Consider the following 12,970-nt stretch of genomic DNA (forward strand, 5'->3'; position numbering starts at 1 on the left):
AACCGCAGGACTCAGCCTAGTTTGTTCAGATGTTGCATCACGTCATCTACGCGCATCGGAGCGCGTGACACGTCGTTGTTCAAGTCCACAAGCTGGGTCAGGAGTTTGAGCAAGACCTGCCGGTCGGTCGGAGAGAGGGGCTTCAACATGCGGGTTTGCGCCTGTGCAACCAGCGGCTCGACGTTGCGAAGCTCGCTGGCTCCAGCTTTTGTCAGATGCAGCAGTTTGACGCGCTTGTCGTCGGGGCCCGATTTCCGCTCAAGAAAGCCCTTTGTTTCCAGGCGTTCGATGACACTTCCGAGTGTTGAACGATCGAACGCGATGAGTGCCGACAAACGCGTGGCGTCGATGCCCGGATGGGCCCGAATACCGACAAGCGCCGCGTATTGAACTGGCGTCAGATCAACCGCCTGGCACTCTTCCATGAAAGCGGCAACCGCAATTTGCTGCATGCGCCGAAACAGGTAGCCTGGCTTCTTGTAGACGTCATCCATCGCAGCGGATGACTGGGGGGATGCACCGCCGTTGGATACTGGCTTATTCAGCGTCGTGTTGTTTTTCTGGCGCGGCATCGGAGAAAGCCTTTAGTTCCGCGGCGGCGGATGCCACGGCTTTTAGACGAGGAAACCTAGCAAGGTCCACGCCAAAACGCTTGGCATTGGCGAGCTGCGGAATAAGGCAGATGTCGGCGAGCGTGGGAGATGCGCCAAAGCAGAACGGACCTGTCTCGCCTGCGATGAGAGCTTCGCATGCCGTGAGTCCCTCTTGGTTTGCCCACGCAGCCCACTCCGTGACGACCGTTTCAGTCAAACCAAGTTGTCGCAGGCGTGCAAGCACCTTGAGATTCTGCACTGGATGTGTGTCGCAGGCGAGCACCATGGCGAAGCTACGAACCCGCGCGCGTTGCAGCGGATCTTGCGGCAGCAGTGATGGATCGGGATAGGTCTCGTCGAGCCATTCGATGATGGCGATCGATTGGGTCAGTAGGTCGCCTGTTGCGTTGCGAAATGTCGGCACCAGGCCTTGCGGGTTCATGGCGAGATAGGCGCTGCTTCGCTGCTCTCCGTTGCGCAAATGGTACGAAAAATGCTGTGCCGTCAGCCTCTTGAGATTGAGGGCGATCCTGACGCGATATGACGCGCTGCTGCGGAAATAGCCGTGCAGTTCCATCTGGCCCTCCCATTTTTCGATATCACGCTTTTGAAAAGCTTGACTGACAGTATGCATTTTGACAGTATACTGTCAAATAAGCGAGAACAACGACGGGAGGCTGTCTATGGACAACGCCATTCAAAAAACGCCGGAACGAGAGGCGTTTTACCGCAAGATCGACGGTGAAAACCTGTCAGCGTTGTGGAATGTGATGGGCGATCTTATTACGCCCGAACCCAAGAGTGCTTGTCGCCCCCATCTTTGGAAGTTTGACGACATCCGCGCCTATATGATGGAGGCGGGAAAGCTCATCACGGCGAAGGAAGCCGAGCGCCGCGTTCTCGTTCTCGAGAACCCGGGTCTGCGTGGCCAATCCAAAGTCACGACCTCGCTTTACGCCGGCGTTCAGATGGTGATGCCGGGGGAGGTGGCGCCCGCCCATCGCCATAGTCAATCCGCACTGCGGTTCGTTCTGGAAGGCGAGGGCGCTCATACCGCCGTTGATGGCGAGCGAACCATGATGGCGCCGGGTGACTTCGTCATCACGCCCTCAATGAAGTGGCACGATCACGGCAATCAGGCGTCGGAGCCGATGTTCTGGCTCGATGGTCTGGATATCCCAATGGTGCAGTTCTTCGATGCCTCCTTCGCGGAGGGGCTCGAGGAGGACGAGCAGAAAGTCACTCGTCCTGTCGGGGACAGCTTCGCGCGTTATGGCCGCAACCTGCTGCCGGTCGATCTAAAGCGCACCGCGAAGGCCTCGCCGATCTTCAACTATCCATATTCATATACGCGCGAGGCGCTCGAAGCGGCGAAGGCTCACGATGAGTGGGATGCCTGCCACGGTCTCAAGCTGAGATTCTCGAATCCCGTGACGGGCGATTTCGCGATGCCGACCATCGGCACCTTCATTCAACTTCTGCCCAACGGCTTCAAGACCGCAAGATACCGTTCCACGGACGCCACAGTATTTGCGCCGATCGAAGGTCGGGGTCGTTCGCGGATCGGTGATCAAACCTTCGAGTGGGGGCCGCGAGATCTGTTCGTCGTGCCGAGTTGGCAGTGGGTGACTCACGAAAGCGACGAGGATGCAGTTCTCTTCAGCTTCTCGGATCGGCCGGTTCAGCAGAAGCTTGATCTGTTTCGCGAAGACCGCGGCAACGCGTGATTTAGGACGCCAATGATGACTGATTTTGTTTTTGCGCCTCCGGCGATTGCTTCCGTCGCGGTAGCCGGCGACTCCGCCCGCTTTCCGGTGCGACGCATCTTTTGCGTCGGCCGAAATTATGCCGCGCATGCCCGTGAAATGGGGAAAGATCCGGATCGCGAGCCGCCGTTCTTCTTCACCAAGCCCAGCGACGCGGTGGTGGATAACGGCGAGACGATTCCCTATCCGCCGGAAACCGCAAACCTGCACTACGAGATCGAACTGATCGTCGCGATCGGCAAGGGAGGCTTCAGTATTTCAGCCGCCTCCGCGCTTGATCACGTGTTCGGTTATGGCGTCGGCATCGATCTGACGCGGCGCGACCTGCAGTTCGAAGCGCGTGATAAGGGTAGGCCGTGGGATTGGGGCAAAGCATTCGATCACTCGGCGCCTATCGCGCCGTTGCATCGCGTCGATGGCTCGTTCCGGCCCAATGCTGGCCGCATCTGGCTCGCCGTTAACGGCGATGTAAAGCAGGACGCTGACCTCGCCGAGCTGATCTGGCCGGTGCCAGACATCATTGCCGTTCTGTCGCGCTCGATGGTCCTCAAGCCCGGTGATCTGGTGATGACCGGAACGCCCGCCGGCGTGGGCGCCATCGTCACCGGCGACAAGGTCACCGGCGGTATTGCCGGTCTCGGCCAGATCGACATCACGATTGGAAAGCCGATCGCCTCGTAGGCCATCGTTGCCCGACAAGTTATTCATTTGGCAGTCGCCCGTTCAAAAAGAGGCGCTGCGGAGGGAGGGGACCATGAGAAAGACAACGCTCTTATTGTGTGCCGCGGGTTTCCTGGCAGGTGCAAACGCGCATGCCCAGCAGCCGATCAAGATCGGATTCATTTCGACATTTTCCGGTCCGTCTGGGCAGTTGGGACAGGAGCTGCTCGACGGGTTCAAGCTTGGCCTGAAGAGTTCTGGAGGCAAGCTCGGTGGCCGGTCGGTCGAGATTATTCAGGGCGACGATCAGGCAAAGCCTGACGTCGGTCGCCAGCTTGCCGACAAGATGGTCGAGAGCGATCGCGTGCAGATTGTCACAGGCATCACCTTCTCCAACGTGATGCTGGCAGTTGCCAAACCGGTCCTCGATGCAGGCGCCTTCGTGTTCAGCATCAATGCCGGGCCCTCGCAATATGCCGGCAAGCAGTGCAACGCGCGCTACTTCAATTCGGCATTCCAGAACGACACATTGCCCGAGGCGATGGGGCTTTATCTGTCCAACAAGGCCAAGCGCGTCTATCTGATGGCACCGAACTATCCGGCGGGCAAAGACTACCTCACGGGCTTCAAGCGCACTTTCAAGGGCGAGGTTGCCGGCGAGGTCTATACGGCATTCGGCCAGCTCGACTACGCCGCCGAAATCTCGCAATTGCGCTCGGTCAAGCCGGACGCCGTGTTCTTCTTCTATCCTGGCGGAATGGGCATCAATTTCGTCAAGCAGTATGCCCAGGCCGGCCTGGCCGATACCATCAAGCTCTACGGGCCATCGTTCTCGCTCGACCAGACCGTGCTGCCCGGTATGGGAGAGGCGGCCGTCGGCGCCTTTGCCTCCACGTTCTGGACGGAAGACTTCGACAACCCGGTGAGCAAGATGTTTACGGCGGATTTCGAGGCCGCGTATGGCCGTCTGCCGTCTCCCTACGCCGCCAATGCGTTTGATGGCGCGCGCCTGCTGAATGCCGCGCTGGCATCGATCGACGGCAAGATCGAGGACAAGGCTGCGTTCCAGAAAGCTCTGGAGGCGGTCACGTTCGACTCGCTACGCGGCAAGTTCAAGTTCAACACCAACCATTACCCGATCCAGGATGCCTACCTCGCCGAGATCGTCAAGGACGGCAAGGGTCGGCCGGTCATGAAGCGCGGCGAATTGATCAAGGCGGATCTGGCGGACTTCCATGTCGCCGATTGCGCCATGAAGCCGGCGCAGTAGCGGTCTTTGATCTGGAGTTTGACGCGATGGGGCTGACGCTGATTGTCGAACAGTCGCTCAATGGCGTTCAATTGGGCGTCCAGCTGTTCCTGATGGCGGCCGGGCTGACGCTGGTGTTCGGCATCATGAACATGATCAATCTGACTCATGGATCGTTGTTCATGATAGGCGCCTTCGCTGCCGCCACGATTCTGGCCCGCACGGGAAGCTTCGCGCTCGCCGTGGCGCTGGCCGTGCCGGCGACGGCGCTGGCCGGAGCCTTGCTCGAGGCGGTTGTGCTCAGGCGGTTCTATCACCGCGGCCATCTCGATCAGGTGCTGGTGACGTTCGGACTGATCCTCGTTCTCAACGAACTGACCAAGATGGTGTGGGGGCCCGTTCCTGTCCCCATGCCGCTGCCGTCGGTCCTGGCATCGTCGGTGCAGTTGATGCCGGGCCTGATCTATCCGAGTTTTCGTCTCGTCATTCTCGCGGCCGGTCTGCTGGTCGCGGCGGGCCTGTATCTTGTGGTGTCGCACACGCGCGTCGGCATGTGGGTCCGCGCAGGCGCGAGCAACCGTGACATCGCGTCGGCCATGGGCGTTAATGTCGAGCTGATCTTCTCGCTGGTTTTCGCAGCCGGCGCCGCGCTGGCAGGCCTTGCGGGCATGATGGCGGGACCGATCAGTGCGGTTCAGGTCGGCATGGGCGAGCCCGTGCTGATCCTGGCGCTGGTCGTCACCGTGATCGGTGGCATCGGCTCGATCAAGGGCGCGTTAATTGCAGCCGTTTTGGTCGGGGTCGTCGATACGTTCGGCCGCGTGCTGCTGCCACCCGCGCTCGGCAGCATGCTGATTTTCGTGCTGATGGCGGTCATTCTGGCTTTGCGCCCACGGGGGTTGTTTCCGGTCCATGGCTGACAGTGCGCTCCATTCCGTCGTCGAAGCGACGCCGTCGCCGCGGTTCGCCGGCGTCACGCCGATAGCGATCCTGATTTTGTTGTTCGCGGCATTACCGCTAGTGGCATCGCTGACCGGCAATCCGTTTCTGCTCAAGATCGGCACCCGCGTCATCGTGTTCGCGCTGGCCGCGATTGCACTAAACATCGTTCTCGGATTCGGCGGACTTGTCAGCCTTCTGCATGCGGGTTTGTTCGGCATCGGCGGATATGTCGTCGGCATCCTCGCCTTCCAGGCCGAGGCCGGCGAACCGCTTTTCGGCTTCATTCCCGGCTCGACCGAACTTGCCGTCGTGCTGCCCGCGGCCATCTGCGTCTCGGCGCTGGCCGCCGCAGCCATGGGCGTGGTGTCGCTGCGGACCGGGGGGGCCTATTTCATCATGATCACGCTCGCTTTCAACCAGATGCTTTATTACTTCTTTGTCGCCTTGCAGAAGTATGGCGGCGAGGACGGGTTGCAGATCAACGGCGAGATCACGCTGTTCGGATATCCGGCGATGGCACGGGTGCCGTTCTATCTCGGATGCGTTATCGCTCTCGGCGTTGTGCTGGTGGTGCTGCAGCGCCTGGTTGGGAGCAGGTTCGGCGTCGTCCTGCGCGCCTCGTCGCAGAATCCACGGCGACTGGCGGCGCTCGGCATCCCGCCGATGCGCTATCAACTGGCGGCTTTTGCGATCTCCGGTGCCATCGCCGGCCTTGGTGGCGGTTTGTTGGCTGCCGGGCAGCAGTTCATCAGCCCGTCGGAAATGTCCTGGGTCCGCTCCGGCGACCTCGTAGTCATGTGCGTGCTGGGCGGCATGTCGACGGTCTGGGGTCCCTTGCTGGGCGCAGCGGTTTTCCTGGCGCTCGAAATCGTGCTTTCCGGGTGGACGGTCTACTGGCAACTCGGCTTCGGCCTGATCATCATCGGCATCGTTGTCCTGTTACGCGGCGGTTTGACCGACCTGCTGCGCATGGCGTTCGAAACGGGGCGCCGGCCATGAGCGACGCGTTGCTGCAGGTGACCGGCCTGGTGAAGCGCTTCGGCGGACTGGTCGCGACCGACCATCTGGATCTGCATGTCGCCGATCGCGAGACGCTGGCGCTAATTGGTCCCAACGGTGCTGGCAAGACGTCGCTGATCTCGCAATTGCAGGGCGACCTGACGCCTGACGCGGGGTCGATCCTGTTCGATGGCCGCGATGTCACGCGCGAACCGTCTCACCGCCGCGCACATGCTGGCCTGGCGCGCTCGTTCCAGATTTCCTCGGTGTTCCCGCAGTTCAGCTTGCGCGACAATGTGGCCGTCTCGGTGCAGGCGCGACAGGGACATAGCTTCCGCTTCTGGCGCGGCACGCATACCGATCCGGCTCTGACCGGCCCGGCGCAAGAGATGCTCGACGCCGTCGGGCTCGGCAGAACCAATCGTTGCGCTGGCGATGTTTCGCATGGCGAGCGCCGCCAACTCGAACTGGCGATGGCGATGGCGATGCGGCCGAAACTTCTTTTGCTCGACGAACCGATGGCAGGCATGGGCCGCGAAGATAGCGCGCGCATGACGTCGCTGCTTCTGCGCCTGAAATCGCGCTATTCGATCCTGCTGGTCGAGCACGACATGGACGCCGTATTCAGGCTCGCAGACCGCGTCACCGTCCTGGTTGCAGGAAAAGCGATCGCGACAGGCCCGCCGGGTCACATCCGGTCGGATCCGGCCGTACGCGCGGCCTATCTCGGGCACAGGTAGTTCGTATGCTTCTCGATGTCGCCAACATTCACGCTGCCTATGGCCAAAGCCAAGTGCTGTTCGGCATATCGTTGTCCATTGCGGCAGGCGAGGTCGTCACATTGCTCGGCCGCAACGGTATGGGTAAGACGACGACGGTCCGGACGATCTGCGGTCTGCTGCCCATAACATCCGGGTCGATCGCGATCTCGGGCCAGGCTGTAAGCCAGCTTCGACCGTACCGAATCGCGCGGCTCGGCGTCGGGCTCGTGCCGGAAGGGCGTCACATCTTTCCCAATCTATCGGTGCGAGAAAACCTGCTGATGGCCGAGGCTAATCCAGGTGGCCTACCGGACGCCTGGACGATGGCGAAGGTTATCGAGTTCTTTCCCAGGCTGGGCGAGCGGTTGTCCAACGGCGGCGGCCAACTGTCCGGCGGCGAGCAGCAGATGCTGGCGATCGGCCGCGCCTTGATGACGAATCCGCAATTGCTCGTGCTCGATGAAGCCACCGAAGGGCTGGCCCCCGTGATCAGGGAAGAAATCTGGCGGCGGCTGATCGACCTGAAGGCGCTCGGGCTGGCGATGTTGATCATCGACAAGGAGGTTGATGCTTTGTCGACCTTCGCTGATCGGCATTACGTCGTCGAAAAAGGAACCGTCATCTGGAGCGGGAGCAATCAGGCGCTGGCCGACGACGCCGCGATCCGCGAGCGATTTCTTGGCATCGGATAGCCGGAAAGAGACTTGGCAGGCGCATATCTGCTCGCTTGAAAACGGCTCGCAAGTACCGATGGCTCTATCATCGAAAGCGTGTGTTGGCATTGCACAATGAGAAATCAGTTTGACATTAGGCGAAACGCTATGGAAGGTTGAACATAACTTGACCGGCAAAAAATAGCTGGGAGTAATTCAGGGAGGTGTCGCATGCGTGAAGTCGATACATCGCAACAGGCACTTGCAGGTCTGGAGCGAGCCTTTCTCAACCGCTCAATCGACCGCCGCGCTTTCCTCACTATGGCTGTCGCAGCGGGGTTGTCATCGGTAGGCTTGGCTGCGCTGGCCGATCAACTCGAGGATATTCGCGCCAATCAAAACGACCGCAGACGAAAACTCTCGTCGAGCTATGACTATATCGTTTGCGGTTCGGGAAGCGCTGGCTCGGCATTGGTCGGCCGCCTGGCAAGCGACAACTCCATCAGCATATTGCTCATCGAGGCTGGGGACTGGGATACGGCGCCGTCGGTCTCGAACCCCGCACTCTGGTTTACGAACCTCGGCACCGAGCGCGATTGGGGCGTTATATCGGAGCCCTCCGACAGCGTGAACGGTCGGGCGATTCCCGAACACATGGGCCGGGTGGTTGGGGGCGGAAGCAGTATCAACGCGACGATCTGGGCGCGCCCCTTCAAGGCTGATCTCGATCATTGGGCTGACGTCACCGGCGACCCAGGCTGGAGCTACGAGCAAGGCCTCGCCATTTATCGAAAGGCCGAAGACTGGCAGGGGGCGCCGGATGCCCGCTACCGCGGCAAGGGCGGCCCGGTCTGGTGCCAGTCAGCAGCCGATCCTTCGCCGCTCGCGCCGGCGTTGCTGGACGCAGCGCGTGAGCTCGGGCACGAGGTTCTGCCGGACCAAAACGGAGCCCGAGAAGAGGCGAGCGGTGGCTTCGCCCTGATGAACCAGATCATCCGCAACGGACAGCGCCAGAGCATGGCGCGTTCCTATCTCTATCCGGTGCTGGGTCAAAGCAACGTGACGCTGCTGACAAATGCGGAAGTCCACAGGCTGGTCCTGGTTGGCGACCGTGTCACCGGCGTTGAGGTCGGGTTCGACGGCAAAATCACGACTATCAGCGCTGGCAGGGAGGTCGTACTTTGCGCCGGTGGCATGAACAGCGCCAAAATCCTCATGCTCAGCGGCATCGGCAATGAAGATGATCTCAAGCCTCATGGAATCAAGACCGTCGCCAACCGAAAAGAAGTGGGACGAAACTTCCACGATCATATCCTGCACGGTGGTTGCCTGTGGGAGGCACCGCAGCAAATGGAGTTGCGCAATAGCGGCGCCGAAGTCGCCGGCTTCTGGAAAACGAGCGCAAGCCTTTCCTCGCCCAATATCAACATCGTCCAGATCGAACTGCCATATGCCAGTGAAGTCATCGCGAAACGATACGCGCCGCCGGCAACGACATGGGCCCTGTGCGCCGGGCTAGTCGCACCCAAGAGCCGTGGCACACTGCGCCTCAAATCAGCCAATCCTGCCGACAAGCCGATCGTCGAGGCAAACTTTCTCGGGCATCCAGATGACGTGGCAACGCTTGCAGCGGGCATCGAGCTTTGCCGCGAACTCGGCAACTCCGCGGCCATGAAGGCGTTTGCGAAACGCGAGGTCGCACCGGGCAAGAGACTTGCCGGCCGAGAAATGACCGATTTCATTCGCGATGGCGCCACGACCTATTTTCATGAGGTCGGCACTTGCCGGATGGGCAAAGACGAGGAAGCTGTGGTTGACTCAAAGCTACGCGTCAATGGCGTGCGCAATCTTCGCATTGCCGACGCATCCGTGATGCCGCGTATTCCCGGAGTTGCGACAATGGCAACCTGCGTGTTGATTGGTGAGAAGATGGCGCAGATCCTTATTGAGAAGGCTTGAAGCCCGACCTCAGTATTTATCGATGCTATCCCCAAGTTTAAAAAGCGATTCTTAGTCGGCCCTAAACCCTGTCTTTTTGTAAAGATCAAAAGGCCTTCATGGGCGGCGTATACTGACGCGCCGTGATGGACATCATTAACGTTACCGCGGTCGCATCGGTATCTGCAAACACTCTCTTTGTGATAGAAAATAGTACAGCTTACTCTGTAAGGACGGTGACGACGTCGGGCAGCGGCTTGTCTCTGGTGACGCCACCAATGATGGCGGCGCTGTCATGACGTAGGCGGCTCAAGAGCAGCATCGTAACATGCGGCTGGCCGACGTGACGGCCAGCAACACCGGCATGTTAGCGGCGCGCGCGACCAGTCGATCGAGCAGGTCGAGTGAAGTTGGGTCGATCCAGTGGACGTCCTCGAACACGACCAAGACGGGGCTCTGCGCCGCCAGGCCGTCGAGCTGGTCGAGCAGTGCCGCGAGTGTCATCTCTCGCTTCTGCGTCCAACGAGCGGGGTCACAGCCGGAGCGAACGCGATCCATCCGGCGGCAGCGCCGGCCAGCGTGACCAACCCGCTAGCGGCAAAGGCGGCGCCGATCAGAATGTCGGATCGCCGCAACGTTGACAATGCCAGTTCCTACAGTCGACGGCACAATTGCATCAAACGATACTGAACACGGGACTGGTGATCACGATGAGCGGACCGGCGTACCTACAATATGCTGCCGTCAATTATAATCGAAGAGGGGGTGAATAAATGCGTCGGATTACTGAGGCAGCCAAGGCGGTAGCGAAAGCACAGCGCCTTCTTCTCAATTTCCTGCAACGAGGCCGCTGTGCAAGCGAGGATACGACAGACCAAATGCTCCATGTGCTCACGCAACCAGAGCTTATAAAAGAGATGAGGGAATGCGACCATGGCAAGTTGCGCCGCAAACCCAATCGCTTCTCTCGAAAACGAGTGAACTCGCCGCCGGGTCGGTGAAAATTCTCGTAACATCTCAAAGGGGGGAGAATCCGTCCCTTAGTCAGTTGCGTGTTTAGCTCCTTGAGGGCAGGCAGCCTTTCGATCTCGCATGGGAATGGCCGCTTCACGATTTCATCCGACTACCGAACTTGCCATTCCGCTGCCAGGATTGTGTGCTACAAACCTCCATCGCCGTTTGGAACAGGCTGTTGCCGGTGACTGAGCCTGAATGCTCCCGCCCAGTGATGCGTCAGGGTGAGCGATGGCGGACTTCATTTTTCAGAGCGAATATCGGGCATTATGAAAAGCTCTTGGCATCTGAGACAGATGCCAAGAAGCTGGTGGTTCTTCGTACACTATTGGCGGAAGAGAAAGCCAGCTTGCAGGGTTCCTTAAGAAATTGCCGAATTCGAATGCCGCTGAGTAGTTGGTGCATCGCAGCAACGCTTGGGTTACAGCACTCGCATTTACCGTGTTGGCCCAGCGCCCGATCGAGTTGACTTCCGACCCACTCGAGAAATTGCTTGGCCGCCATGTGTGCCGACTTCGGTCCCCAAATGGGAGCAGCGGCTCGCTAAAGTGCCAGTACCCTAAGCCGGAGTGGCTCCGACATCACGCGGTCGCGCCAGCATACAGACCTATGAGAATGGAAATTCACGGGGAGTCACTTCGTCCAACCGGGGTGCCTCGGCGCAGCGTGAGCCCACCTCATCCGAAGTGCGCAATCATAATCTGCATCAAAATGTTCATCGCATTATAGTCACAAGATGACCGTGTACTGCCAGCAATCAGGAGACAACGATGTCCGATCTTCTTCATGTGATTGTTTGGATCGACTACTCCCAGGCGCGGATATTTCATCTCGGGATTTCAGATAACGATGGGCTCGTTTTGTATCCGCATTCGTCCGCCAGGCGTGTCCGCCATCAAGCCAATTCTACAATTCGGGGGCATGTAGACCCGAAGGCGCTTTATTTTGCGCAGATCACAGAGGTGATCCGTGAAGGGAGCGATATTCTCATTCTGGGTCCTTCGACTGCAAAAGTCGAACTTGCCCGATATATTCGCAAGCGAAGCTCAGAGACCGCAGATCGTATCGTTGCTTTGGAAGCCGCTGATCGCCTCACGGATGACGACCTTCTCGCTTATGGCAGGGTATATTTTCGGATGTCGTCTGCAGGTGAGAGCATATCACGTCCGTTCCACGAATAACGGGTCAGGGCCTCGCCTGCTATCGGTTCTACGGAACTGATTTAGAACAGGATTTATTGACGTAGATCAACGTCAAAGGCAGATGGAAAACTAACCTGACCTAAGAGGCACGCATCAAAGGTTTGCCGTCTATAACTGCATCCCTCCACAATTCGAACGGCCACTGTCTCCGTCCCAATTTACCCAACGAGGACCAACATGCCACAGAGCGCTCAAATTCTCACGACGCGTAAGGGTATCGGTATTAAAGTTAGGCCCGTCGCTGAGAATGACGAAAAAAACATGCAGCGTTTTTTTTACGGACTGCGGCCAGAGGATCTTCGATTTCGCTTCCTCACTGGAATGAAGGAAGTGAGCGCGGAGAGGATCCACGACATGACCCATGTAGATCACCAGTCGACGGAAACATACATTGCATTCATTGAGGGGGATTCCGTTCCCGTGGCAACGGCCATGCTGGCTACCGATACGAAGAGAGAGCAGGGCGAGGTGGCCATCTCTGTCCGCGCCGACCATCGTGCCGAAGGCATTGGCTGGGAATTGCTTGTGTTTGTCTCGCGGCAAGCGGCCGCGAAAGGATTGCGAGTAATCCAATCAATAGAAAGCCGCGACAACCATGATGCAATTGTGTTGGAGCGAGAGATAGGGTTCAAGGCCAAGCCCGATCCCGATGATGCAAGATTGGTAATCCTATCGAAGGCGCTTTAACAGTATCGTCGATCTTTGGTCGATGTTGGCACTGAAGCTTTTAGGTCAAGCGTGATGTGCGTCGCTTCAACGCGCTGTCATAGTCACTGACCTCACTATGATGACGCTTCCACCACCTTCAACAGACGCGCAACGCGCCAGTGGTGTTCGAGCCGCTCGACTTCAATGAGATGATCGAAGGCGTTCTTTTGATCGTGCAGCCGGAACTGTCGCGACAGGAAATTGCGCTGGACGTTGATCTTCAGCCTGACCAACCGTCGATCGTTGGCGATCGGGTGCAGTTGCAACAGGTGATGTTGAACCTGGTGTCCAACGCGGCCGATGCCATCAATTCATCGAAGAATCAACAACGGCGTGTGACTGTCGTGTCGGCGATGGATCCATTGGGAGAGGTCTGCGTCACCGTCGAAGATGCGGGGGTGGGTATCGACCCCGATCATCTCGATATGATCTTCAATCCGTTCTTCACGACCAAGCGGGATGGCATTGGCATGGGGCTGTCGATT

General features: G+C 58.9%; 14 protein-coding genes. 11 read left to right on the forward strand and 3 right to left on the reverse strand.

Annotation, left to right across the window (positions count from 1 at the left end; translation table 11 throughout):
* Positions 1 to 11 precede the first annotated feature (11 nt).
* Positions 12 to 572, reverse strand: coding sequence for a MarR family winged helix-turn-helix transcriptional regulator (locus tag CHC01_RS21390; protein WP_502695676.1), 561 nt, complete (start codon positions 570 to 572; stop codon positions 12 to 14).
* Positions 538 to 1,170, reverse strand: coding sequence for a maleylacetoacetate isomerase (gene maiA, locus CHC01_RS21395; RefSeq protein ID WP_089266208.1), 633 nt, complete (start codon positions 1,168 to 1,170; stop codon positions 538 to 540). The genes CHC01_RS21390 and maiA overlap by 35 nt, the downstream gene beginning before the upstream one ends.
* Positions 1,171 to 1,276: 106 nt before the next feature.
* Between maiA and gtdA the strand changes: the two genes are divergently transcribed.
* The 8 genes from gtdA (at position 1,277) to CHC01_RS21435 (ending at position 9,582) form a co-directional block, all read left to right on the forward strand.
* Positions 1,277 to 2,320 (forward strand): gentisate 1,2-dioxygenase, encoded by a 1,044-nt coding sequence (gene gtdA / locus CHC01_RS21400; protein ID WP_089266209.1) that lies wholly within the window; start codon positions 1,277 to 1,279, stop codon positions 2,318 to 2,320.
* Between the two features lie 15 nt (positions 2,321 to 2,335).
* A complete protein-coding gene (locus tag CHC01_RS21405) occupies positions 2,336 to 3,040 on the forward strand; it encodes a fumarylacetoacetate hydrolase family protein (RefSeq protein ID WP_089266302.1) in 705 nt (234 codons plus the stop codon).
* A gap of 73 nt (positions 3,041 to 3,113) precedes the next feature.
* Positions 3,114 to 4,289, forward strand: coding sequence for an ABC transporter substrate-binding protein (locus tag CHC01_RS21410; RefSeq protein WP_089266210.1), 1,176 nt, complete (start codon positions 3,114 to 3,116; stop codon positions 4,287 to 4,289).
* A 32-nt stretch (positions 4,290 to 4,321) separates the two neighbouring features.
* Positions 4,322 to 5,188: a branched-chain amino acid ABC transporter permease gene (locus tag CHC01_RS21415; RefSeq protein WP_210421698.1), complete on the forward strand. Its 867-nt coding sequence runs from the start codon at positions 4,322 to 4,324 to the stop codon at positions 5,186 to 5,188.
* Positions 5,181 to 6,209: a branched-chain amino acid ABC transporter permease gene (locus CHC01_RS21420; protein WP_089266211.1), complete on the forward strand. Its 1,029-nt coding sequence runs from the start codon at positions 5,181 to 5,183 to the stop codon at positions 6,207 to 6,209. The genes CHC01_RS21415 and CHC01_RS21420 overlap by 8 nt, the downstream gene beginning before the upstream one ends.
* Positions 6,206 to 6,949, forward strand: coding sequence for an ABC transporter ATP-binding protein (locus CHC01_RS21425; RefSeq protein ID WP_089266212.1), 744 nt, complete (start codon positions 6,206 to 6,208; stop codon positions 6,947 to 6,949). Before CHC01_RS21420 ends, CHC01_RS21425 begins: the two co-directional genes overlap by 4 nt.
* A gap of 5 nt (positions 6,950 to 6,954) precedes the next feature.
* Positions 6,955 to 7,662: an ABC transporter ATP-binding protein gene (locus CHC01_RS21430; RefSeq protein WP_089266213.1), complete on the forward strand. Its 708-nt coding sequence runs from the start codon at positions 6,955 to 6,957 to the stop codon at positions 7,660 to 7,662.
* Between the two features lie 192 nt (positions 7,663 to 7,854).
* Positions 7,855 to 9,582, forward strand: coding sequence for a GMC family oxidoreductase (locus CHC01_RS21435; RefSeq protein WP_089266214.1), 1,728 nt, complete (start codon positions 7,855 to 7,857; stop codon positions 9,580 to 9,582).
* Between the two features lie 288 nt (positions 9,583 to 9,870).
* Here CHC01_RS21435 and CHC01_RS21440 read toward each other — a convergent pair whose 3' ends face one another.
* The gene (locus CHC01_RS21440; protein WP_141137144.1) at positions 9,871 to 10,065 is read right to left on the reverse strand and encodes a hypothetical protein; all 195 of its coding nucleotides are present in this window, start codon (positions 10,063 to 10,065) and stop codon (positions 9,871 to 9,873) included.
* A 1,280-nt stretch (positions 10,066 to 11,345) separates the two neighbouring features.
* Here CHC01_RS21440 and CHC01_RS21450 point away from each other — a divergent pair.
* The 3 genes from CHC01_RS21450 to CHC01_RS21460 form a co-directional block, all read left to right on the forward strand.
* Positions 11,346 to 11,756 carry a hypothetical protein gene (locus tag CHC01_RS21450; protein WP_089266217.1) on the forward strand — a complete coding sequence of 137 codons (411 nt, stop codon included), beginning with the start codon at positions 11,346 to 11,348 and terminating at the stop codon, positions 11,754 to 11,756.
* Positions 11,757 to 11,954: 198 nt separating this feature from the next.
* A complete protein-coding gene (locus tag CHC01_RS21455) occupies positions 11,955 to 12,464 on the forward strand; it encodes a GNAT family N-acetyltransferase (protein ID WP_089266218.1) in 510 nt (169 codons plus the stop codon).
* A 143-nt stretch (positions 12,465 to 12,607) separates the two neighbouring features.
* A partial coding sequence (locus tag CHC01_RS21460; RefSeq protein ID WP_244558468.1) for a sensor histidine kinase occupies positions 12,608 to 12,970 on the forward strand: 363 nt, incomplete at its 3' end.

The sequence above is a fragment of the Tardiphaga sp. OK246 genome (assembly GCF_900188215.1).
Lineage (GTDB): Bacteria > Pseudomonadota > Alphaproteobacteria > Rhizobiales > Xanthobacteraceae > Tardiphaga > Tardiphaga robiniae.

Coding starts and splice junctions, on each gene's coding strand:
- CHC01_RS21410 (WP_089266210.1), top strand. CDS start 3,114: ATGAGAAAGACAACGCTCTTATTGTGTGCCGCGGGTTTCCTGGCAGGT.
- CHC01_RS21450 (WP_089266217.1), top strand. CDS start 11,346: ATGTCCGATCTTCTTCATGTGATTGTTTGGATCGACTACTCCCAGGCG.
- CHC01_RS21435 (WP_089266214.1), top strand. CDS start 7,855: ATGCGTGAAGTCGATACATCGCAACAGGCACTTGCAGGTCTGGAGCGA.
- CHC01_RS21440 (WP_141137144.1), bottom strand. CDS start 10,065: ATGACACTCGCGGCACTGCTCGACCAGCTCGACGGCCTGGCGGCGCAG.
- CHC01_RS21390 (WP_502695676.1), bottom strand. CDS start 572: ATGCCGCGCCAGAAAAACAACACGACGCTGAATAAGCCAGTATCCAAC.
- maiA (WP_089266208.1), bottom strand. CDS start 1,170: ATGGAACTGCACGGCTATTTCCGCAGCAGCGCGTCATATCGCGTCAGG.
- CHC01_RS21405 (WP_089266302.1), top strand. CDS start 2,336: ATGACTGATTTTGTTTTTGCGCCTCCGGCGATTGCTTCCGTCGCGGTA.
- CHC01_RS21455 (WP_089266218.1), top strand. CDS start 11,955: ATGCCACAGAGCGCTCAAATTCTCACGACGCGTAAGGGTATCGGTATT.
- gtdA (WP_089266209.1), top strand. CDS start 1,277: ATGGACAACGCCATTCAAAAAACGCCGGAACGAGAGGCGTTTTACCGC.
- CHC01_RS21425 (WP_089266212.1), top strand. CDS start 6,206: ATGAGCGACGCGTTGCTGCAGGTGACCGGCCTGGTGAAGCGCTTCGGC.
- CHC01_RS21430 (WP_089266213.1), top strand. CDS start 6,955: ATGCTTCTCGATGTCGCCAACATTCACGCTGCCTATGGCCAAAGCCAA.
- CHC01_RS21420 (WP_089266211.1), top strand. CDS start 5,181: ATGGCTGACAGTGCGCTCCATTCCGTCGTCGAAGCGACGCCGTCGCCG.